Origin of the sequence: Lactobacillus gallinarum (assembly GCF_002160635.1) — a bacterium.
GTDB classification, from domain to species: Bacteria; Bacillota; Bacilli; order Lactobacillales; family Lactobacillaceae; genus Lactobacillus; species Lactobacillus gallinarum.
Map to the genome: position 1 here is coordinate 64,826 of NZ_NFKZ01000003.1, position 22,090 is coordinate 86,915.

25 protein-coding genes and 1 pseudogene are annotated in these 22,090 nt (G+C 37.0%); 7 read left to right on the forward strand and 19 right to left on the reverse strand.

Annotation, left to right across the window (positions count from 1 at the left end):
* Nucleotides 1-6: 6 nt before the first annotated feature.
* The 10 genes from pstB (B5E95_RS02185) to rpmG form a co-directional block, all read right to left on the reverse strand.
* Nucleotides 7-762, reverse strand: coding sequence for a phosphate ABC transporter ATP-binding protein PstB (pstB, locus tag B5E95_RS02185; RefSeq protein WP_087235488.1), 756 nt, complete (start codon nt 760-762; stop codon nt 7-9).
* 1 nt (nt 763) lies between these two features.
* Nucleotides 764-1,561: a phosphate ABC transporter ATP-binding protein PstB gene (gene pstB / locus B5E95_RS02190; RefSeq protein WP_087235489.1), complete on the reverse strand. Its 798-nt coding sequence runs from the start codon at nt 1,559-1,561 to the stop codon at nt 764-766.
* A gap of 10 nt (nt 1,562-1,571) precedes the next feature.
* Nucleotides 1,572-2,459 carry a phosphate ABC transporter permease PstA gene (pstA, locus tag B5E95_RS02195; RefSeq protein ID WP_025005223.1) on the reverse strand — a complete coding sequence of 296 codons (888 nt, stop codon included), beginning with the start codon at nt 2,457-2,459 and terminating at the stop codon, nt 1,572-1,574.
* A 2-nt stretch (nt 2,460-2,461) separates the two neighbouring features.
* Nucleotides 2,462-3,457 carry a phosphate ABC transporter permease subunit PstC gene (gene pstC, locus B5E95_RS02200; RefSeq protein WP_025005224.1) on the reverse strand — a complete coding sequence of 332 codons (996 nt, stop codon included), beginning with the start codon at nt 3,455-3,457 and terminating at the stop codon, nt 2,462-2,464.
* Between the two features lie 3 nt (nt 3,458-3,460).
* Nucleotides 3,461-4,327, reverse strand: coding sequence for a phosphate ABC transporter substrate-binding protein (locus tag B5E95_RS02205; protein ID WP_087235490.1), 867 nt, complete (start codon nt 4,325-4,327; stop codon nt 3,461-3,463).
* Between the two features lie 175 nt (nt 4,328-4,502).
* Complete coding sequence (gene rplA / locus B5E95_RS02210) at nt 4,503-5,195, reverse strand: 50S ribosomal protein L1 (RefSeq protein WP_056945458.1); 693 nt, start codon at nt 5,193-5,195, stop codon at nt 4,503-4,505.
* A gap of 82 nt (nt 5,196-5,277) precedes the next feature.
* Nucleotides 5,278-5,703 carry a 50S ribosomal protein L11 gene (gene rplK / locus B5E95_RS02215; RefSeq protein ID WP_013853556.1) on the reverse strand — a complete coding sequence of 142 codons (426 nt, stop codon included), beginning with the start codon at nt 5,701-5,703 and terminating at the stop codon, nt 5,278-5,280.
* Between the two features lie 127 nt (nt 5,704-5,830).
* Nucleotides 5,831-6,388, reverse strand: coding sequence for a transcription termination/antitermination protein NusG (nusG, locus tag B5E95_RS02220; RefSeq protein WP_087175979.1), 558 nt, complete (start codon nt 6,386-6,388; stop codon nt 5,831-5,833).
* A gap of 100 nt (nt 6,389-6,488) precedes the next feature.
* Nucleotides 6,489-6,656, reverse strand: a complete 168-nt coding sequence (gene secE, locus B5E95_RS02225) for a preprotein translocase subunit SecE (RefSeq protein WP_087175978.1) — start codon at nt 6,654-6,656, stop codon at nt 6,489-6,491.
* 8 nt (nt 6,657-6,664) lie between these two features.
* On the reverse strand, nt 6,665-6,814 hold the full coding sequence (gene rpmG / locus B5E95_RS02230) for a 50S ribosomal protein L33 (protein WP_003549092.1): 150 nt from the start codon (nt 6,812-6,814) through the stop codon (nt 6,665-6,667).
* A gap of 197 nt (nt 6,815-7,011) precedes the next feature.
* Here rpmG and B5E95_RS02235 point away from each other — a divergent pair, with 197 nt between their 5' ends.
* From B5E95_RS02235 to B5E95_RS10830, 3 genes are all read left to right on the forward strand, one after another.
* A complete protein-coding gene (locus tag B5E95_RS02235) occupies nt 7,012-8,754 on the forward strand; it encodes a 1-deoxy-D-xylulose-5-phosphate synthase (RefSeq protein ID WP_087235491.1) in 1,743 nt (580 codons plus the stop codon).
* Between the two features lie 123 nt (nt 8,755-8,877).
* Nucleotides 8,878-9,186 carry a helix-turn-helix transcriptional regulator gene (locus B5E95_RS10825; RefSeq protein ID WP_233186966.1) on the forward strand — a complete coding sequence of 103 codons (309 nt, stop codon included), beginning with the start codon at nt 8,878-8,880 and terminating at the stop codon, nt 9,184-9,186.
* A gap of 81 nt (nt 9,187-9,267) precedes the next feature.
* Nucleotides 9,268-9,759, forward strand: a complete 492-nt coding sequence (locus B5E95_RS10830; RefSeq protein ID WP_241146307.1) for a hypothetical protein — start codon at nt 9,268-9,270, stop codon at nt 9,757-9,759.
* 9 nt (nt 9,760-9,768) lie between these two features.
* On the opposite strand, the gene B5E95_RS02245 is transcribed toward B5E95_RS10830, so the two are convergent.
* From B5E95_RS02245 to B5E95_RS02285, 9 genes are all read right to left on the reverse strand, one after another.
* On the reverse strand, nt 9,769-11,271 hold the full coding sequence (locus B5E95_RS02245) for a gluconokinase (RefSeq protein ID WP_087235492.1): 1,503 nt from the start codon (nt 11,269-11,271) through the stop codon (nt 9,769-9,771).
* 112 nt (nt 11,272-11,383) lie between these two features.
* Entirely contained in the window at nt 11,384-11,602 is a 219-nt protein-coding gene (locus B5E95_RS02250; RefSeq protein ID WP_005720420.1) for a P8 family protein, read from the reverse strand.
* Nucleotides 11,603-11,677: 75 nt separating this feature from the next.
* Nucleotides 11,678-12,223 (reverse strand): sigma-70 RNA polymerase sigma factor region 4 domain-containing protein, encoded by a 546-nt coding sequence (locus B5E95_RS02255; RefSeq protein ID WP_087235493.1) that lies wholly within the window; start codon nt 12,221-12,223, stop codon nt 11,678-11,680.
* A gap of 142 nt (nt 12,224-12,365) precedes the next feature.
* Nucleotides 12,366-13,118, reverse strand: coding sequence for a 23S rRNA (guanosine(2251)-2'-O)-methyltransferase RlmB (gene rlmB / locus B5E95_RS02260; RefSeq protein WP_087175974.1), 753 nt, complete (start codon nt 13,116-13,118; stop codon nt 12,366-12,368).
* Nucleotides 13,105-13,548 (reverse strand): Mini-ribonuclease 3, encoded by a 444-nt coding sequence (locus B5E95_RS02265; protein ID WP_025005235.1) that lies wholly within the window; start codon nt 13,546-13,548, stop codon nt 13,105-13,107. The genes rlmB and B5E95_RS02265 overlap by 14 nt, the downstream gene beginning before the upstream one ends.
* Entirely contained in the window at nt 13,541-14,965 is a 1,425-nt protein-coding gene (cysS, locus tag B5E95_RS02270) for a cysteine--tRNA ligase (protein ID WP_420811996.1), read from the reverse strand. Before cysS ends, B5E95_RS02265 begins: the two co-directional genes overlap by 8 nt.
* Before the next feature lie 100 nt (nt 14,966-15,065).
* Entirely contained in the window at nt 15,066-16,565 is a 1,500-nt protein-coding gene (gene gltX, locus B5E95_RS02275) for a glutamate--tRNA ligase (RefSeq protein WP_087175971.1), read from the reverse strand.
* Nucleotides 16,566-16,640: 75 nt separating this feature from the next.
* Nucleotides 16,641-18,017: a DNA repair protein RadA gene (gene radA, locus B5E95_RS02280; protein ID WP_025005237.1), complete on the reverse strand. Its 1,377-nt coding sequence runs from the start codon at nt 18,015-18,017 to the stop codon at nt 16,641-16,643.
* Nucleotides 18,017-18,568: a dCTP deaminase/dUTPase family protein gene (locus tag B5E95_RS02285; RefSeq protein ID WP_025005238.1), complete on the reverse strand. Its 552-nt coding sequence runs from the start codon at nt 18,566-18,568 to the stop codon at nt 18,017-18,019. The genes radA and B5E95_RS02285 overlap by 1 nt, the downstream gene beginning before the upstream one ends.
* Before the next feature lie 136 nt (nt 18,569-18,704).
* On the opposite strand from B5E95_RS02285, the gene B5E95_RS02290 reads away from it, so the two are divergent.
* The 4 genes and pseudogenes from B5E95_RS02290 (at nt 18,705) to B5E95_RS02305 (ending at nt 22,083) form a co-directional block, all read left to right on the forward strand.
* Complete coding sequence (locus tag B5E95_RS02290) at nt 18,705-19,007, forward strand: GNAT family protein (RefSeq protein ID WP_025005239.1); 303 nt, start codon at nt 18,705-18,707, stop codon at nt 19,005-19,007.
* A 330-nt stretch (nt 19,008-19,337) separates the two neighbouring features.
* The gene (gene pepC, locus B5E95_RS02295; RefSeq protein ID WP_087175970.1) at nt 19,338-20,687 is read left to right on the forward strand and encodes an aminopeptidase C; all 1,350 of its coding nucleotides are present in this window, start codon (nt 19,338-19,340) and stop codon (nt 20,685-20,687) included.
* A gap of 153 nt (nt 20,688-20,840) precedes the next feature.
* Nucleotides 20,841-21,572 (forward strand): GRP family sugar transporter, encoded by a 732-nt coding sequence (locus B5E95_RS02300; RefSeq protein WP_087235495.1) that lies wholly within the window; start codon nt 20,841-20,843, stop codon nt 21,570-21,572.
* A gap of 182 nt (nt 21,573-21,754) precedes the next feature.
* Nucleotides 21,755-22,083, forward strand: a pseudogene (locus B5E95_RS02305) (hypothetical protein).
* The last annotated feature ends 7 nt before the right edge of the window (nt 22,084-22,090 follow it).

The following is a 22,090-nucleotide window of genomic DNA, read 5'->3' on the forward strand; positions in this document are numbered from 1 at the left end:
AAAATTTTAACCAAAACGACCGTTAAGGTAATCACTTGTAATTTGCTTTTTAGGTGCAATAAACATTTCTTCAGTTGGACCGGCCTCGATCAAGTCGCCGTTCATTAAGAAGGCAGTCTGATCGGAGATTCGCCCAGCTTGCTGCAGGTTATGCGTCACCATGATGAAAGTATACTGGCGTTTTAATTCCATCAACGTTTCTTCAATCTCGCTACTTGAAATTGGATCCAAAGCACTAGTTGGTTCATCTAGCAAAACCACTTTCGGTCTAACCGCTAAGGCACGTGCAATACAGATTCTCTGCTGCTGACCACCGGAAAAGGCTTGCGCATTACGCTTCAAATTATCCTTGGTTTCTTTCCAAATAGCAGCCTGCTTGAGACTTTCTTCAACCCGTTGATCGATTAATTCTTTATCCTTTACACCGGCGAGTTTAAGACCATAGGCCACATTATCATAAACAGAAAATGGGAATGGTGCTGGCTGCTGGAAGACCATGCCCACTTCTTTACGAAGGGCTACTAGATCCATTTTAGGACCATAAATGTCTTGTCCCTCGAACTTGATATCACCGGTAATTTTAATATTTTCAATATCATCGTTCATCCGGTTCAAGCAACGTAAAAACGTTGATTTACCACAGCCTGAAGGTCCAATCAAGGCAGTCAATTCTTTTTCTTGAAAGTTAAGATTGATGCCATGCAATGCCTCATAGTCACCGTAACTCAGATGTACATCTTTTGCTGAAATTATTGTTGTCATTTTAACCAAAACTTCCCTGAATATAATCTTCAGTAATCTTTCCTTTAGGATTTGTAAAAATATCCGCAGTGGAATTATATTCAATTACATGCCCTAAATGGAAGAATGCAGTATAATCACTAATTCTTGATGCCTGCTGCATATTGTGAGTTACCATAATCATTGTATATTTACTTCTAAGCTGCTTTAAAGTATCTTCTAGCTTTGAAGTGGAAACAGGATCTAGTGCACTAGCTGGCTCATCTAAAAGCAATACTTCAGGTTTAACAGCCAAAGCTCTTGCAATACATAAACGTTGCTGTTGTCCACCAGATAAAGCCAAGGCACTTTTATCCAATTTATCCTTTACTTCATCCCACAAAGCAGCAGCACGCAAGCTTTCTTCTACAATTTTGTCGAGCTCATTTTTATTAGTTTGCCCATCAGCCTTTAGTGCATAGACGATGTTTTCTCTAATTGACTTAGGGAATGGATTAGGACGTTGAAAAACCATCCCAATATTTTTCCTTAATTCATAAACATTAATGTTAGGCTTATTCACATCTAAGCCATGAAACCAAATTTCGCCATTAACCGTTGCTACTCGATCATTCATTCGATTAAGTGATCGTAAAAAAGTAGATTTTCCAGAGCCTGAAGCTCCAATTAAGGCCGTAATAGTATTCTTCTTAAACTGTAAACTAGCATCAAAAAGCTTTTGTACTTTTCCACCATACAAAACACTTAGATCCTTTGTAGAAAGCTCTAAATCATCCTTGGCAAAAGTCTTAACGTAGCTTTGTTTTAATTCTTGTTGCATCATATCACCTTTATTTAGCTGCGGTTAGCTTGCGGTACAATTTATTACCCAAATAACGTGCACCTAAATTAAACACAATTACCACAATCACCAGCAAAGCAGATGTAGCCGCAGAAACAATAGTTGCATCTGGAATAATCCCCTCTGTATTAACCTTCCAAATGTGAACGGCAAGAGTTTCTGCTGGACGCATTACATTTAATGGGCTTGTCGGACTAAATGGATTCCAATCTGCATAATTAATGGTTGACCCACTCTGACCTGCAGTATAAATTAATGCAGCTGCTTCACCAAAAATTCGTCCTGCACTTAAAATGATACCGGTCAAAATACCAGGAAGCGCTGCAGGCAAAACAATACCACGAATGGTTTTCCAATTAGATAATCCTAATGCTAAACCAGCTTCACGTTGATCTTGTGGCACACCTTTAATCGCTTCTTCAATGTTACTGGTCAAAATAGGCAAATTAAAAAATGTAAGAGCCAAAGCACCAGAAATGATTGAAAAGCCTAAGCCAAATTGAACTACAAAAAGCAAATAGCCAAATAACCCAACTACTATTGAAGGCAAAGAACTCAAAATTTGGATAGTCGTACGAATCAAATTGGTAATCCAATTATCTTTAGCATATTCTGCCAAATAAATTGCAGCACCTAGCGCAATTGGCAATGAAATAATAGTAGTTAAGACCAATAGATATAATGAATTAAATAATTGATCTCGCACCCCTCCACCAGCTTGATAAGATGAAGCCTCTGAGGATAAGAAATGCCATGATAAATGAGGAACACCAGTAATTAAAATATTACCTAAAATACCAGCCAGAATTAATACAACGATTCCAACTAAGATGTAGATAACAGCGGTTGCTAATTTATCTTTCTTTTTTGCATCCATCTTTATTTCTGGCCTCTCTTTCCAATTAACTTAACTAGGAAGTTAAATACTAATGACATAATCAAAAGCAATAATGCTAATGACCATAATGCATTGTTAGGCAATGTCCCCATAACGGTATTTCCCATTTGACTGGTCAATTGACTAGTCAAAGTTGCGGATGGACTAACCAAATTGTATGGCATAAGAACTGCATTACCAATAACCATCTGTACGGCTAATGCTTCACCAAATGCTCTAGCCATACCAAAAATTACCGCTGTCAAAATTCTAGGAGTTGCTACACGCAAGACAACATGGTAAATAGTTTGCCAATGAGTTGCACCTAATGCCATTGATGCTTTTCTGAAATGACTAGGTACGGCTTTTAGACTATCTACAGTTAAAGAAGTAATAGTTGGTAAAACCATGACGAATAAAACTAAAGTAGCTGCTAAAATACCAAAACCTGTTCCACCAAATAATGTTCTGATTACAGGAATAATGATCGTTAATCCTAAGAAACCATAAACAACTGATGGAATACCAACCAATAATTCTGTTACTGATTGTAAAAATGAAGCACCTTTTTTAGAGGAGTATTCTGTCATGTAGAGCGCAATGGCTACCGCAAATGGTGTAGCTACAAGAGCTGCTAAAAGCGTTACCGCAAACGAAGTAACGATCATTACTGCAGCACCGACGTGATTCTTTCCTTCACCAGGATCCCAATCAGTTGAGGTCAAGAAATGAAAGACATTTACATGATTATCAATAAAAGTTGCGAGGCCGTGATAACCTACAAAGCCAATAATGGATACAACTAATACTATAATTAATCCAATAGCAAAATAAGTTAATCCTTTACCCCAATACTCTTGATGAGTTTCTTTAGAAGGCTTAGTTAATTTCTCAATATCAACGCTACTCGGACCCATCTTTTTTAATTTAACGTGTGGGACCTGCTGATCAGCAATAGCTTGATCAACTACTTCTTTTAATTTATCTTTATCATTCATAAATTATTTTCCTACTTTGATAACTCGATTATCACTATCTCGAGTTACTTTCATATCATCAATACTCAAATAACCGATTTTAGGTACAAGATCATGTTGTACCTTTTTACCTAACATATACTTAATAAATGCATTTGTCTTCTTGTCTGGTTTGCCTTTAGTATACATATGCTGATAAGCCCATAATTGCCACTTATTAGTAGTAATGTTCTTATTAGTTGGCTTAACACCATCGATACTAAGTTTTTGAATATTGTCACCATTAGCATATGGGAAAGATATGTAGCTAATTGTTCCAGGCGTCGTATCAACGATTTTTTTAACCGCACCATTTGAATCCTGCTCTTGAGACTTAATAGCTTTTTGCTTATGTAAAACAATGTCTTCAAAAGAGTCTCTGGTACCACTGCCTTTAGACCGATTAACGACAATAATTGGAACGTTCTTTCCACCAAGTTGTTTCCAATTAGTTAGCTTACCGGTAAAAATTTGTCGTAGTTGTTTCATAGAGACATTCTTAACACCGACGCCTTTATTTATAATTGGTACAATACCAACAACTGCGACTTTATAGTCTTTAAGCTTCTTTGCATCGATTCCCTTTTTAGTCTCTGCAAAAACATCAGAGGTTCCAATCTGAACAGCACCAGCTTGTACTTGGCTCAATCCAGTGCCTGATCCACCACCTTGAACAACAATGTTGCTGCTTGGATGGGTCAACCGATAATCATTACCAGCTTGCTCTGCTAGAAGCTGTAATGCACTAGAACCAACAATTGTAATTTTAGAATTATCTTTAGCACATCCAGTTACACAGGCTAACATCAACAACACTAAAATTAATATTTTTCCAATAGAATGTTTTTTCATTAACACTTTCCTTAAGTAAATAGAATACGATTTCATATAGACAATTAATGATACCATGTAAAAAAATGCTAGGTCAATCACGTCTAGCGCTTACCCAGCTCTAATTAAGTTAAGTTTTTCTTAAGCACAAAAAAAGTCTCGCATGTGCGAGACTTTTTATTAATCAGTTTTTAAATTAGTCCAAGTTTAATGGATCAAGCTTGATACCAGGACCAAAAGTAGCTGAAACAGCAACACTCTTGATGTATTGACCCTTAGCTGAAGCTGGACGTGCACGTAAGATAACATCACGTAAAGCATCAAAGTTTTCAACTAATTGATCTTCAGTGAATGAAACCTTACCAATTGGGGTATGAATAGCTGCTTGACGGTCAACACGGTATTCTACTTGACCTGCCTTAACATTCTTAACAGCCTTTTCGATGTCCATAGTTACAGTACCAGTCTTAGGGTTTGGCATTAAGCCCTTAGGTCCAAGGATACGACCCAAACGACCTACCTTAGCCATCATCATTGGGGTTGCAACTACAACGTCAAAGTCCAACCAACCGTCTTGGATCTTTTGTACTAAATCATCTGAACCAACAAAGTCAGCACCTGCAGCCTTAGCTTGATCAGCCTGTGGACCTTCAGCAAATACTACAACGGTTTGAGTCTTACCAGTACCATTTGGCAAAACAAGTGAACCACGAATTTGTTGATCTGCTTGCTTAGGATCTACGCTTAAGTTGTAAGCTACATCAATTGTAGCGTCGAAGTTAGCGTATGAAGTTTCCTTAACAAGTTTCATAGCTTCTGCTACTGAGTATAATTTATTTGAGTCTACCTTCTTGGCAGCATCTAAATATTTCTTACCATGCTTTGGCATGTGATTTCCTCCTTGTATATGTGGTCAAACGAGCTTCTCTAACTCTCCCACCTAAAGTGTTAACTAAATAAAATTAACAGGATTAGTCTTCGACTTCGATACCCATACTTCTAGCGGTACCTTCAACCATGCGCATAGCAGCTTCAATATCAGCAGCGTTAAGGTCTTTCATCTTAGTCTCAGCAATTTCCTTGACTTGATCCTTGGTTACCTTACCAACCTTCTTGGTGTTAGGTTCACCTGAAGCCTTCTTGATCTTAGCAGCTTGCTTTAAAAGCACTGGTGCTGGTGGAGTCTTAGTAATGAATTCGAATGAACGATCTTCATATACTGTAATAACTACAGGGATAATCATGCCCTTTTGGTCAGCAGTTCTAGCATTGAAGTCCTTAGTAAAACCAACAATGTTAATACCAGCTTGACCCAAAGCAGGACCAACTGGAGGAGCTGGGGTAGCAGCACCAGCTGGGATTTGTAACTTAACTACGTTAATAACTTTCTTTGCCACGGTCAAAACCTCCTTGATTCCGTGATGCGGTTAAAATGGAGAATTTTCCTTTTTTCTCCTCCCACAATAATAAACGTACCGTATTAGAATAACATCGTTTAGCTACAATTACAACTAAAATTTATAGTTATTCGTTTACATCTAGCTTTTTAACTTGATCGTAATCAAGTTCAGCAGTAGTAGCACGACCAAACATATCAACTGAAACATATAACTTGTATTTATCAGGTTGAATATCAGTAATCTTACCTACCATGCCATTAAATGCACCTTCAATAATAGTTACTGATTCACCAATTTCAAAGTTTTCAGTTGGCTTCTTAGCAGGTTGGCCTTGATTTCTAAGAAGACGTTCTATTTCTTCAGGAAGAAGTGGTGAAGGTTTTGAGCCACCACCGTGTGAACCAACAAAGCCAGTTACGTTAGGGGTATTTCTAACGATAAACCAACTTTCGTCGGTCATAACCATTTCGACTAAAACATAACCTGGGAAAATCTTTTCTTCAATTTCTTGTTTCTTACCGCGAACAGTTTCAACTTTTTCTTCTTCAGGAACCATTACACGAAAGATATAATCTTGCATCCCCATGCTTTGAGCACGAGAAAGTAAATCTGACTTAACCTTGTCTTCATAGCCAGAATAAGTATGTAAAACGTACCATTGCTTCTTTGCAGTTTCGACCATAATTCTTCTCCTTGTTTTTGGGTAAACAAAAAAACCTCCCACAGAGGTTTTTCTTAGCTGTCATTATTATAACATGAACCAATAATAATTTCTATTCTGATTACATATGTTGAGTTAACCAGCTAAAGAGCCAGTCAAGTGCACCCAAATATGCAGCAAACAAAATTGAACTTGTAATAACAGTCATAGTATCATGTCTATTTTGTTTTGCAGTTGGCCAAGTAACCAATTTCATTTCATGGGCAACGCTCTTAAAGAACTTAATCATTAACCTTTTTACCTCGTTTCCTTGTGTAAAGTCATCTTACCGCAATGCTTGCAGAACTTCTTCAGTTCAAGTCGCTGAGTGCGATTTTTACTTGCGGTGATTGAGTAGTTGCGTGACCCACATACGCTGCAGGCTAAAGCTGCTTTTTTCACTGCCATAATCTCACTTCCAAACTTTTATATAAAAACACATACTTATTCAGTATTTTATACTGTCAAATGCAATTACGTCAATATTCTAAATTAGAATTACCAATAACTAAAACCTATCCTAATCCATAGCAACTTAATATTTCAAATAGTTCTATCACTTATCTATAATAAGTTTAACGAGTTTTTAGAAAGGACTACTTTAAATGAGCAAACATCCAGAATATTTATTAAATAAAATCTCTGGTCCACAAGACTTAAAGAAATTATCTATCGCTCAAATGCAACAATTGGCACAAGAAATTAGAACCTTAATCTTAGAAAAAGACGCTGCTGAAGGTGGGCACTTAGGACCTGATCTCGGAATTGTCGAAGCTACTATTGCTTATCATTATGTTTTCGATGCTCCAAAAGACAAGATTGTATGGGATGTATCTCACCAAACCTACCCACACAAGATGTTAACCGGCCGTGCTCTTGCTTGGCTTGACCCTGATCATTATGAAGATGTTACTCCATACAGCAATCCTGACGAAAGTCCATACGATTACTACGCCGTTGGCCACACCTCTACTTCAATTGGACTTGCAACTGGAATGGCAAAGGCTAGAGACCTAATGGGTAATCACGAAAACATCATGGCCTTAATTGGTGATGGTTCAATGACTGGTGGTCTTGCTTATGAAGGCTTAAACAATGCCGCAATTGAAAAACATAATTTAGTTGTGGTAGTTAATGATAACCAAATGTCCATCGATGAAAACGTTGGTGGTTTAGTCACTGCTTTAAAGAAGTTACGTGATTCAAATGGTGAAACTAAGGAAAATCCATTTACTGCAATAGGCTTCGACTATCGTTATGTTGCCGATGGTAATGATATTAAATCAATGATTAAAGCCTTTAAAGCAGTCAAAGATGTTGATCACCCTATTCTTTTGCATATCAATACTTTAAAAGGTAAAGGCTACAAACCAGCAATTGATGAAGAAGAGGCTCACCACTGGGTAATGCCATTCGATTTAAAGACTGATAGGCCATTAGCACCTGCTAGTGAGGCACCAACTGCTAATTCAGTTGCTTTAGATGTTGTTAGTGAAGAAATCGAAAAAGGCACTAACTTAATGGCAATCAACGCTGCTATTCCTGGTGTCTTTGGCTTAGATAAAATTAAGAACAAATATCCAGAACACTACACAGATGTTGGTATTGCTGAACAAGAATCTGTTGCTTTTGCAGCTGGTGCTGCTAAGGAAGGTGCAGTTCCAGTTTTATTTGAAAATTCCACTTTCTTGCAACGTGCATTTGACCAATTATCACATGATGTCGCAGCTAATGATTTACCAGTAGTCATGATGGTTGCTGGCGGCGGAATCTCGGGCACCAGTAAAACTCACCTTGGTATTTTTGACCAAGTAATGATTTCTAACTTGCCTAACTGGATTTACTTAGCTCCTACTAATTTAGCTGAAGAAAAAGCCATGATGACGTGGGCGATCAAGCAAAGAAAACACCCTGTGGCTATTAAGATGCCAACTAAGGCTGTCCCTGAAAATGGTGACGCTCAAGAAGATTACAGTGAAATCACCTACCAAATTAAGCCAGGTAAAGATGTTGTTGTCTTAGCTTTGGGCGACATGTATGCAATGCTTGGTAAAAAAGTAGCGCAAGAACTTAACGCAACCTTAGTTAACCCAGTTTCAGCTAATATTTTAGACAAAGACGCTCTAGATAAATTAGCTAAAGAAAATAAAGTCATCGTCACTATTGAAGACAATACTTTAGATGGTGGGTTTGGTGAAAAAGTAGCTTCCTACTTAGGCGACAAAGATGTCAAAGTTTTGAACTATGGTCAAAAGAGAGTTTACACTGATCAAACGCCATTAAAGGATATTTTAAAAGACAACCGAATGACGGTTGAACAAATTGTTGAAGATATCAAAAATGCTTAAAAATTAATAATTATATCTAAAAAAATCTTCGGGTGATTTATCCGAAGATTTTTTCATGGCAAAATAAGTCGAGTAGTTTTTCAATTAATCCTGCATAATACAAGCTGTAAGGAGGTAAAAATTTTGGAACAAATTGAATCAGTTCAACAGATGCAAGAATTTATTCAAAATCATTTGTCTGAGCAGATCACACTTACTGCATTATCAAAGGTTTCATTATATTCACCTTGGTATTCCTATCGTCTATTCGTAAGCTATCTCAACATGACGCCAGCACAATATATCAGACGGGTGCGTTTATCACAAGCCGCGTTAAAATTGCGAGATTATCAAGATCGCATTACTGACATTGCATTAGAAAGTGGCTTTAAGAGTGTAGATGGTTTTCAGCGAGCTTTCTACCGCGAATTTAAATGCAATCCTAGTGAATAGGCTGCACATCCTGTTCCAATTTATCTATTTAATCCTTATGGCGTTAAATACAAACCTAATAGATATGGAAAGGAGTCTCCCATGAATACTACTAAGAAAATTTCTATTCAGGTTGTTGATAAACCTAAAAGAAAAGTAATTATTAAACGCGGCATTAAGGCAACTGACTACTTAGACTACTGTGATGAAGTCGGCTGTGAAGTATGGGGATTGCTTAAAAGTATTAAATCAATTAGTGGAGAACCTGTTTGCCTCTGGCTACCCGCTAAATATCGTAAACCCAACACTTCCGAATATGTTCAAGGTGTTGAAGTAGCAACAGATTATAACGCTCCAGTGCCAAAAGGGTTTGACGTTATTGAATTACCCGCTGCTAAATATTTAATGTTTAAAAGTGCACCATTTGCAGAAGAAAACTGCGGTGCAACTATTGCAGATGTAAGAGCAGCAATTAAAGAATATGATCCTAAAACTAAAGGCTATCTTTGGGATGAATCTAATCCAAGAATTCAACTTGAACCTATCGGAAGCAGAGGTTACATTGAACTGCTGCCTATTAAGAAAATAGATTAGACATATCCTCTAATTTTTAGAATGCATCTTTTGAAAAGAAGATAATTTTTGATAAGAAGTAGCTAAATCATTCTCAATTTCACGATAAAGTGGAAACATTTTTTGATAAGCAGCTACTTCTTTTTTGTGGGGATAATAAACTTTGTCATTTTCAACAAATTGTCCTATTTCATCAATCTTTTTATTTAGCCCTAATACCTGTCTTGCTAAAAACATAGCTGCAAGCGTTCCACTTTGTTGCTCCTTCATCGTGACAATCGGCACATCAAAAATATCAGCACACATCTGTCTAATAAAATCACTTTGCAAAAATCCGCCAGTTGCATTTATCGCAGCTGGTTTTTTAGTACTTTCAATTAACCCCGTTGCTGCATCGTAAAGATTAAAGATAATCCCTTCGATTACTGCTTGTGCCATCTCAGCCTTGGTATGCTGACGAGTCAGGCCAACAAAAGAACCGCGAGCCTTTGCATCCCAAATAGGTGCACGCTCTCCACCTAAATATGGTAAAAAGATCAAGCCTTTACTACCAACCGGTGCATTTTTAGCCAATTGCAGGAAATCCTCTACTGTTGCTTTTTCATCTAGCAAAGTTCGTCTTGCCCAATCCAGTACAATTCCACCATTATTTACTGGACCGCCTAATAAAAATTGCTGTTTGCTTGCTGGATAACAAAAATAACGCGCATCTTGATCTATTTGTGAATTTTTAACAATCGTTCGCACGGCACCAGAAGTACCAACATTTAATGCAAAATGATTTTCGTCCACAACATTTACACCTACCGTGGACAAATAGCCATCGCTTGCGCCTAAAACAATCTTAGCGTCCGAACTTATCCCCAGGTTATGCACATATTTTGCACAAATTTCTCCAACAACCGTTGCTGGATCAGCTAAACTCGGTAATTTAGCTGCATCAATTTCTGCCGCTTTTAACAAATCTTGATCCCAATCTAATGTTTTTAGATTAAGCATCCCTGTTCCAGCTGCCATCGTTGTATCTGTTACAATTTTGCCAGTCAAACGATAAATAATATATTCCTTAATCCCAATCCATTTTTGTACCAGGTGAAAAAGATCAGGATTACTCTGCTTTAGCCATATCAATTTATAAATCGGAGCCATCGGATGGAGCGGCATGCCCGTTTTTTGATAAATCTTCTGTGCTAAGTCAGTCTCTTTTGCTTCTTCAACTACAGTGGTGCAGCGATTATCTGCCCAGGTAATGCTATTAGTCAAAACTTGATTATTTTTCCCTAGCCCAATTAAACTGTGCATTTGACTCGACCATGAGATTGCTGCAATTTTCCCCTGCACTTCTTTAGCCAATTTAAAAATAATCTTTTGCACCGCATTAAAGATTACCTGTGGATCTTCTTCTGCTTGCCCTAATTCCTTTTGAATTAATGGATAGCTTTGACTTACAATCATAATAGTTTGACCATCTAAATCATATAGCACTCCCTTAGTTGCAGTTGTTCCAATATCTATGCCAATTATGTATTTCATAAATTTAATCCTTATTCATTTTTTGCAACAAAAAAACAGCTGCTGGAGAGCAGCTGCCTTGGTGGTCAAACATGCGTGACCACGGTGCGTAGAACATTGTTTTTAGTCGGATTTACTTCTTAAGATTTTCGTTAACGAAGGCTTCGATTTTATCATCTGAGTCTTTCAAAAATGGAAGCATATCTTCTTCCGTCTTCATGGTATCTCTACCATTCTTTTCCATAAAGTAGTCCCAAAGGGCATCTCTAACTGGCATATCTGAATCACTCCAGTCAAAAGCTTCCTTCATGTGACGGTCTAACAATGCAGTCTTAATAATTTCGTCTGCCATCTTAAATTACCTCCTAAAACATTCTACATTTAGTATTATACCGCACTTTCTTTTGATCAGCTACAAATTGAAATATTAAAAAAGAACATTCCTCATCTTTTGAATCGTTCTAGATCTCGCCCGTAATAGTTTGGCAGCTCCAATATTCAAATGATTAATTACATACTCAACGCTCATCTCACCTAAAATTGTTAATAATGCAATTAGTTCAAGCCGGGATAAGCTTTTGACAAAATTATTATAAGTATCATCAATTGGAATCGCGAGTTCAGAACGTTTAGGCTCATTAATACTTTGCAAAGCAAGTCTCTCTAAAGAAACCGAATTATTATACGTTCGCCGCCTTAATGCAGTATGATAGCGTACCAAAGTTCGCGCATGATTAGTCAACTTAGCTTTATATAAACCCGCAAAATTGCCTTTACGCTCAGAATAAACCATGGCCGCTTCATAACAAATAATCATCGCCTCTTGCTGCCAATCATTTTGATCATAATGACGTAAATAATATCCCTTCAGCACTTTGTTGACTAGGGGTTGATATAAAGTAAACAACTCCTTTAAGGCTTCGTCATCTCCTCTTTTAACTTGCTTAATCAACTTCTTTTCTTTAGCTTGCATTTATATTTCCTCTCAACTTTTCTTCGTTGAGAATACCCGCATCCCTCTGAAGTCGAGAAGAAAACAAACGTTTATTGTCACACAACTATTTCCCTGTATAAAAAAAGATGGACAAAGCTATCTCTTTGTCCACCTCTATTAATTAATGCAACGGGTGTCTACTATTATAAGCCTGATAAAGTAAAACTCCTGTAGCCACACTCGCATTCAAAGATTGCACATGCCCAATCATTGGTAAAGTGATTGTTTGATCCATTTGCTTTTTAAGCAATGGCGCAATTCCCTTACCTTCATTACCAATTACTAAAACCGTTTTTCCTTTAGCATTCCATTCACGATAATCCGTACCAGCCATATCTGTTCCGAATACCCAATAGCCGCGCTTTTTTAATTCTTTGGTAGTTTGTACCAAATTATTGACGCGAGCAACTGGCACATAATCGATTGCCCCTGTTGAAGTTTTTGCTACAACTGAGGTCAATCCTGTTGCATGGCGCTTAGGAATAATAATCCCGTCAACACCAGTGGCATCAGCAGAACGCAAAATTGAACCTAAATTATGAGGATCTTCAATTGAATCAAGCATCAATAAAAATGGTTCTTTACCTTCATCATCAAATTGATCCAATAATTTGCTTAAATCGGCATATTCAAAACTAGAAATAGCCAAAACTAAGCCTTGATGATTACCACCATCAACCAAACGATCAAGTTTATTTTTAGGCACATTTTGAATTACTAATCGCTTCTTTTTACAAATAGCATAAACCTGATTAGCAAAATCTTCTTGAATACCATGTTGTAAAAATACTTTATTAATTTTATCAGCACTTTGTGTCTTTAAATAATCAAGACCAGCATGGCGCCCAAAAACGAAATCTTTACTTGAAGTCATAATCTTTTAATCCATCCTCTTCTACGGTATTAATGCACCATTCAGTCAACTCTTGAACGCGATCATTTTTATTCAATAAATCAAGATAACCAATCATAGCTTCAAAACCAGTGGATAATTGATAGGTCTTTAAACTAGTATTTTTAGCTTTAGTATGACTCTTGGCATTACGACCGCGGCGGAAAGCTGTTAATTCAGCTTCAGTTAATCGCTCTTCATCTTGCAATTTAGTAACTAAGCCGGCTTGAGCTTTAGCTGAAACATAATGAGTCGCTTCACGCTGCAAGACCTGCGGCTTAACAATTCCGCCTTTAACTAAATGACGGCGAATGATTACTTCATAAACTGCATCCCCCAAATAGGCAAGTGTTTGTCCATTCAAAGTATCCGGATTTACTTCTTCTTCCGTTAATTTCTTTATTTTAATCACGAGTCCACCTTGTCCCTTGTGGAGTATCTTGAATAGTGATACCCATTTCTTTTAATTGATCACGGATTTGATCACTAGTTTTCCAATCCTTGTTCTTACGTGCTTCATCACGCTTTTTAACCAATTGATCAATTTCATCATCATTTGAACCTGCACTTTGACTGCAGAGCTTTTCAGTATCGATACCAAATACCAACAGCCATGCGGAAAGCTTATCCTTAAAAAGCTTCAATGATTCTTTATCAGCTTTTTCTGCATTGGCATTAGCGTTAATTACTGGCAACAAATCATAAATAGCGGTTAAAGCATTTTGAACATTAAAGTCATCATCCATTGCAGCTTCAAATTCTTCATTTGTTTTATTAATAGCAGTTGCTAACTCACTTGAATCTTCACTTGGCGTGTCATCTTCAAGACGGTAATTGATGTTAACTAAAGTATTTTTAAATCTATCTAAAATAGTAGCAGCTTGTTGCAAGTTTTCTGCAGAATAATTAATCTGACGACGATATTGTACGCTTGCCATAAAGAAACGCAAAACTTGTGGATCAACTTCTTTTAAAATGTCGTGTACAGTCACAAAGTTGTGTAATGACTTAGACATTTTTTCTTGATCCTTACCCACAGTCACAAAACCATTGTGAAGCCAGTAATTAACGAATTTTTTACCAGTTTTAGCTTCACTTTGGGCAATTTCATTTTCATGGTGCGGAAATTCCAAGTCTTGACCACCGCCATGGATATCAATTGTGTCACCTAAATATTTAGTAGACATTACTGAACATTCAATATGCCAACCTGGACGCCCCTTGCCCCATGGAGAATCCCAAGCAATTTCATCTGGTTCTTTTTGAGCTTTCCAAAGAGCAAAATCAATTGGGTCTTCCTTTCGATTTTGTTCTTCATCATTGATATGTTCTGAAGCGCCCTCTTCAAGTTGTTCAATATTTTGATCACTGAGCTGTCCATAATGCTTAAATTTCTTAGCACGGTAATAAACATCACCATGACTCTCATAAGCATAGCCCTTATCAATTAAAGTTTGAACAAAATTGATGATCTCTTTAATTTCATGAGTAGCACGGGGATGCAGTGTTGCCGGCTCGATATTTAAAGCAGTTGTATCCTCTAAAAACGCATTAATAAACTTTTCAGCTAACTTAGGAACCGTGGTACCTTCAGCACGGGCTTCGTTAATCATCTTGTCATCAACATCAGTAAAGTTAGAAACATACTTAACCTTATAGTCCTTGTACTCCAAATAGCGTCTAATAGTATCAAAGGCAATTGAGCTACGAGCATTTCCGATGTGAATATAGTTATACACAGTAGGTCCACAGACGTACATGCTAATTTGTCCTGGAACTAAAGGTTTAAATTCTTCTTTTTTACGCGTCAGTGTATTATATACTTTCACGGCTAACACTTATCCCTTCTGTAAAAATAGCTATCCTTATTTTAGCAAATGAAAAAAGAAGTTGCAGTTATCTGCAGCTTCTTTTTCTAATCGTCTTTAATTAAAGACCATTTTCACTCATTTGCTTTAAGGTTAAGTCGATGTGTTCAACCACACGCTTCTTACCCAAAAGTTCCATAGCTTCACCAATACCAGGGCCCACCATTGAACGAGTAGTAGCAATTCTGATTGGCATAAAGAGCTTTCTGCCCTTAACGCCAGTTGCCTTACGAGTAGCTTGAATAGCACCCATAATTTGAACTGAAGTAAATCTTGGGATAAGGTCTAATTGCTTCTTGAATTCTTCAATTACACCACGACCATCATCATTCTTGATTTCTTCAATTTCTTCATCTGAAAGATCCTTAGTATCTTCAAAGAAGATCCTAGCCATGTCAACGATTTGCTTAGTGTATGACATTTGTACTGAGTAAATGTTAACCAATTGACGAATCCATTCCATCTTTTCTGGAGTTGGATGTTCATCAACTAAACCTGCTTCTTGCAAGTTGTTCAAAGCAAGGTCAAGCAAGGTATCACGATCAGCCTTCTTGATGTATTGGTTGTTAATCCATTCAAGCTTCTTTTGGTCAAATGCAGCAGGCGACTTAGACAAACGAGCTGGATCAAATTGCTTGATGAATTCGCGCTTGTTAAAGATTTCGTTTTCACCCTTTGGTGACCAACCAAGAAGAGTAATGAAGTTAAACATAGCTTCTGGCAAGTAACCAAGGTCACGATATTGTTCAATAAATTGAAGAACTGATTCATCACGCTTAGAAAGCTTCTTACCAGTTTCTGAGTTAATGATCAAAGTCATGTGACCGAACTTAGGTGGTTCCCAACCAAGTGCTTCATAAACAACTAATTGCTTAGGTGTATTTGAAACGTGGTCATCACCACGAAGTACGTGGGTAATCTTCATCAAGTGGTCATCAATTACAACGGCGAAGTTGTAAGTTGGCATACCATCACGTTTTTGAATAACGAAGTCACCACCGATGGTGTCTGATTCGAATTCAAGGTGGCCCTTAACGATATCATCCCATGAGTAGGTTTCCATTTCTGGAATATGAATACGAACAACTGGCTTTAAGCCCTTAGCCTTAGCTTCTTCTTGAGCTTGCGTGATTTCATCAGCAGTCATGCCTTCATATTCATAAGTGTAGTGAGGTGCAACACCCATAGCACGTTGTTCTTCACGTTGTTCTTCAAGTTCTTCTTCAGTCTTGTATGAGTAGTATGCCTTACCTTCATCGATCAATTGATCAATATACTTTTGGTAAATTTCTTTTCTTTCTGATTGACGGTATGGACCGTAGTCTCCACCTTTATCTGGACCTTCATCCCAGTCAATACCTAACCAGTGAAGGTTTTCCATCTGAGACTTGGAACCGCCCTTAACGTTACGTTTTTGGTCGGTATCTTCAATTCTCAATACCATAGTACCCTTGTTATGACGGGCGAATAAATAGTTAAAAAGTGCAGTACGTGCGTTACCAATGTGCAAGTGACCAGTTGGACTTGGTGCATATCTTACACGGATTTTTTCTTTAGCCAAAATTCATGCCTCTTTCAAAATAGTAAATTCAAACAATTTTAGTTTACTCGTTATATAGGAAGAATTCAATCTGTGCTAACCAAAAACTAATTTTAATGCTTGAGGAATACTAGAAACCGGAATCACTTCAATCCCGTTTTCCGTTAAGCTTTGATACATATTGTGTTTAGGAATAAAAATACGTTTAAAACCTACCTTGGCAGCTTCCTTTACTCTTGCTTCGATTTTATCAACGCGGCGTACTTCGCCGGTCAACCCTACTTCACCTACGAAACAATCAGTAGGCGAAATTTCTTTATCGGTATAACTTGATGCAACTGACATTGCAATTGCCAAATCGATTGCCGGTTCATTTAACTTGATACCACCGGTAGCCGTTAAATAAACATCCTGATTTTGAAGCATCAAATTGCCTCTTTTTTCAAGTACGGCTAACAATAATGATGCTTTATTAAAACTAATTCCTGAAGTAGTTCTTTTAGCATAACCAAATGCAGTTGGTGTTACCAAAGCTTGAATTTCTGCCAAAAGCGGACGTGTTCCTTCTAGTGAAACTACCACGGCTGAACCGGTTGAGTTAGGCAGTCTTTGATCAAGAAAAATCGATGATGGATTAGTTACTTCACGTAATCCTTCATTTTCCATCTCAAACATCCCGATTTCATTAGCAGCACCAAAACGATTTTTCACGGAATGCAAAATCCGATACGTATGATGTTCATCCCCCTCAAAATAAAGGACAGTATCCACCATATGTTCCAAAATTTTTGGACCAGCAATTGCACCTTCTTTAGTCACGTGTCCAATTACGAAAACAGTAATCGCGTCCATTTTAGCAATTTTCATCAATTCACTAGTGACTTCACGTACTTGTGAAGCAGAACCGGTCATTGAATCAAGACTTGGTTCATTCATCGTTTGAATAGAATCAATAACGACAAAATCCGGCTTAACATCATTAATCTGTTCGCGAATATCATGCATATCCGTTTCTGGATAAAGCAGCATATTGCTTTGACCGACTCCAAGACGGTCCGCTCTCAATTTAATTTGGTTAGCTGACTCTTCCCCTGAAACATAAAGAACCTTATATTTTTCTGCCAAATCACTCATAATCTGCAACATTAAAGTTGATTTACCAATTCCAGGGTCACCACCAATTAAGACAAGAGATCCGGGGACAATTCCGCCACCTAAGACACGGTTTAATTCCTCAGATTTAGTTGGAATTCGCTCTTCTTTTTCCGCCTTAATTTTATCCAAATGAACTGGTTCATTAATTCCCGTTTTTTGAATTAAACGACTGGCGGTTGCCTTAGTAGAACGCTTTTGCACTTCTTCAGTTTCTTTTTCAAATTGATTCCATGCACCACAATTAGGACAGCGTCCTAAGTAACTAGCAGAGATATAGCCACAGGAACGACATTTATATTGTGTTTTTACTCTAGCCATTAATCATCTTCCTCTTCATTAGTTGAACCAAAGCCACTTAATCGCGCACGACTAATCGGATTGTCATCATCGGTTTTTAAATACTTCATAAAAATTCCTTGTGCAATTCGATCGCCTTTATGGATATGCAGTGGACAAACTCCGTAATTTAACATTTGAACAAATAACTCACCCTCATTATTGGGATTATTGTAATAATCTGCATCAATCACACCGATACCGTTAGGTAAAGATAAGTGTTTCTTAAATGTATTGGATGAGCGATTAGCCAAAATTAACACTTCATCCTCTGGCATATAAACTTTTAAACCAGTTGGCACCAAAATCGGCTTTAAAATTTTATCAGCCATTTCAAAATCGCGTTGATACAGTTGATGTCCATTACGAATCAAGCGAAAGATTCTAACGAAATCCAAGCGCCAAATGCTAGGAATAGTGATATCTTCAGCAGCTTCAATATCATAACCCGCACTAGCTAAAGTTTGACGACGTGGTAAATTAATTTCCTTATCTTGATACTTCTTTACTACTTCAAATCCGCGTGTTTTCATTTCGATAACTCCATTTACTACTTTTCATTTAACAGATATATATTCTACAATGTTTTGAGTAAACACAAAATATTTAACTCTCTATTATTTATTACGCAAAAAAGAGTGATTTTTTCTTTTAAAAAGGTGAAATTTTATGTTTGACATTAATAAATCACATCTATCATTTGAAGATCATGATGATAGCAACGTTTTAACCAGTAGCTGGACGATGGATAAAATAAAAAGAAATGACGGTACCGTTTGGGTGATGAATCATTTCTTTATTAATCCTAATTCTAATTTAGAAGAGGCATTAGAAAAGGAAATGCCTACCGCTTTATCCGTTGCCCAAGAATCCGGCTACCCTATTTGGCCACTTGATCCAATAGTTATCAACTATTTTGAAAAGCATCCCGAATTTCACAGTATTTGGTATCATCAGCCTTACACAAAATAAGAGTCCACATACGTGGGCTCTTATTTTCTTTGCAATTGATTATATTTTGCACCATCTGGTAACTTGAAATCTATTTTGTTATAGCCATTCCAAGTCGTTTGTTGCTCTACCAATTTAGTTTCATTATTTTCACTACTACATCTTAATACCCCTGCATCGTACCCATTACTAAAATCGAGATAGGCCGAACTTTTTAATTAATCTTTATCGTGATATAAAATTTTTATATATCTTATCTAAAATAGGTATATCAATACTAGTAATAGACTACTTCCTTTTTATCAGCTAAAATATAGAATGAAGAGGTATATATTAAAAGGAGGATCTTTAATGGCAAAAGAAATTAATAATGATACCATTGCAAAATTTGAAAATGATTTAAACAATCATCCTGTTTTTAACGTTGCAAGTCACGCAGCACAAGAAAATGGCATTTACAAAGCAAGTCAAAACTTACAAACTAAGATCGACCTAGACCCAACTTTCTCAATTGAAATTGATACTGGTAAGCCAGCTGATCAAAAACAATCAGGCCGTTGCTGGATGTTTAGTGCTTTAAACACTATGCGCCACCCATTACAAAAGAAGTTTAAGTTAAAGGACTTTGAATTATCTCAAAACTACACTAACTTCTGGGATAAATTTGAAAAATCTAACTGGTTCTTTGAAAACGTAATTGCAACAGCTGATAAAGACTTAGGCGATCGTAAGGTTTCATTCTTATTCACTACCCCACAACAAGATGGTGGTCAATGGGACATGCTTTGCGGCATCATCGAAAAATACGGTATTGTGCCAAAGAGCGTTTACCCAGAAACTGCTAACGCAACTAATTCAAGTGCATTAAACGATACTTTGAACACTTTGCTTCGTAAGGACGGTCTTGAATTACGCAGACTTGTTAATGCTGGCAAATCAGAAGACGAAGTACAAGCTCGCAAAGAAGAAATGTTAAACGATGTCTTCCGTGTTCTCGCAATTTCACTTGGTGTTCCACCAAAGAAGTTCAACTTTGAATACCGTGATGATGATCACAATTATCACATCGACAAGGACATTACACCTAAAGAATTCTTCGATAAATATGTTGGTATAGATTTAGCCAACCACATTTCAACTATCAATGCCCCAACCAGCGATAAGCCTTTCCACAAGGTATTCTCAGTTGAATACTTGGGTAACGTTGAGGGCGGTCGTCAAGTTCGTCACTTGAACTTAAAGGTTGATGAAATGAAGGATTTAATCATCAAGCAATTGAAGAGCGGTGAAGTTGTTTGGTTTGGTTCAAACGTTGTTAAGGATTCTGAACGTCGTGCTGGTCTGCTTGACACTAACCTTTACCGCCGTGATCAATTGTTTGATGTTGACTTCTCAATGTCTAAGGCTGACAAGCTTGACTCAGGCGAAAGCATGATGGACCACGCAATGGTCATCACTGGTGTTGACATTGTTGACGGCAAGCCAACTAAGTGGAAAATTGAAAATTCATGGGGTGAAAAGCCAGGCTTTAAGGGCTACTTCGTAATGAGTGATTCATGGTTTAACTCATTTGTTTACCAAGCAGTTATCAACAAGGATATCTTGCCAGAAGACCTCAAGAAGGCTTACGACGAAGGCAAGGATAACCCAATTCAATTATTGCCATGGGACCCAATGGGTGCTTTAGCATTTAAGTATTAATAAATAATTTTATTCAACATACTTGAAAGACTAGGAATGTAAGTTAGGCATTCCTAGTCTTTTTTCTCCATAAATCAAAATAATTTGCTAGCAATTTAATTTTATTTAGTTTATTATTATGTTTATACTTACAAAAAATAAGTAGGGCGATTTATGAATATACTCATTGCTTTAATTCCAGCACTTGGTTGGGGTATTTTTCCGCTTATTGCTGGTAAAATCAAAAACAGTCAACCTGTTAATGAATTAATGGGATTGGGAACTGGTGCATTAATAGTCGGTATTATTATAGCCATTATCCATCCTACCAATTCCAACCTTACGATATTTTCATTATCATTGATTTCCGGAATCTTTTGGACGATTGGACAATCTGGACAATTTATTTCAATGCGCAATATTGGCATCAGTAAAACGATGCCTTTATCGACAGGTTTACAGTTGATTGGTAATACCTTAATTGGAGCCATAATTTTCGGAGAATGGACTAGCGGTTCTCAATATTTAATTGGTACTTTAGCCTTGGTATTAATTATCATTGGCGTTAGCTTGACCGCTCTCAGCAAAGATAAAAGTGCAAAGCTCAAAATAAGAGATATTATTTTATTGCTCTTCACATCAGTTGGTTATTGGATTTATTCATCATTTCCAAAAGCTACCTGGCTTAATATCTTTTCCGGCTTTTCATTCGGTATTGCCGCATTCGCATATATCTTTTCAGCTCAACTAAATGGTGTTATTACTGCTTTTATTTATAGTCAACTTTGCGTAATAATTTCTACCTTAGGCGGTATTTTCTTCATTGGTGAAAATAAGACTAAGTTAGAATTAGTTGAAACTTTCGTTGGCTTGATCTTAATTATCATTGGTGCAGCTATTCAATGAAATACTAAAACTAACGAAGACTCCAGATGATTTATTCTGAAGTCTTTTTGTATTTACTATCAATATCATAAATCTATAATGCTTTCACATTTCCAAGTGCATATTCTTGCTTTATTCAAAAATGAAACATACAATGAAAGCGCATTTAGTAGAGATTATCATTTACCTAGGAGGTAATAAACATGACAGATTATTCAAACAGACAATTGAAAGCTTTAGACAGATTTTCTAAGAAGATTAGTGACGCTGAAAGTCACCTAGCTAGAATCGAAGATTCAGTTCCTGACCGTCGTCACCGTACTGCACAACATGAAACAATTAAGGACATTAAGTCCATTTTAAAGCATGCTAGAAAAGTCGGTGAATATGACGCTAAGATCGAGCTAAAGCTGATGAAAAGCTTGATAAGTTAAGTGATACTGATGGCTACGATATTAAACGTTATCGTGAAGAACACCACTCACTTGAAAAAGCTAAGGAAGTTTTAGCAAAAGCTGGTAAATTAGAATAATTTATTC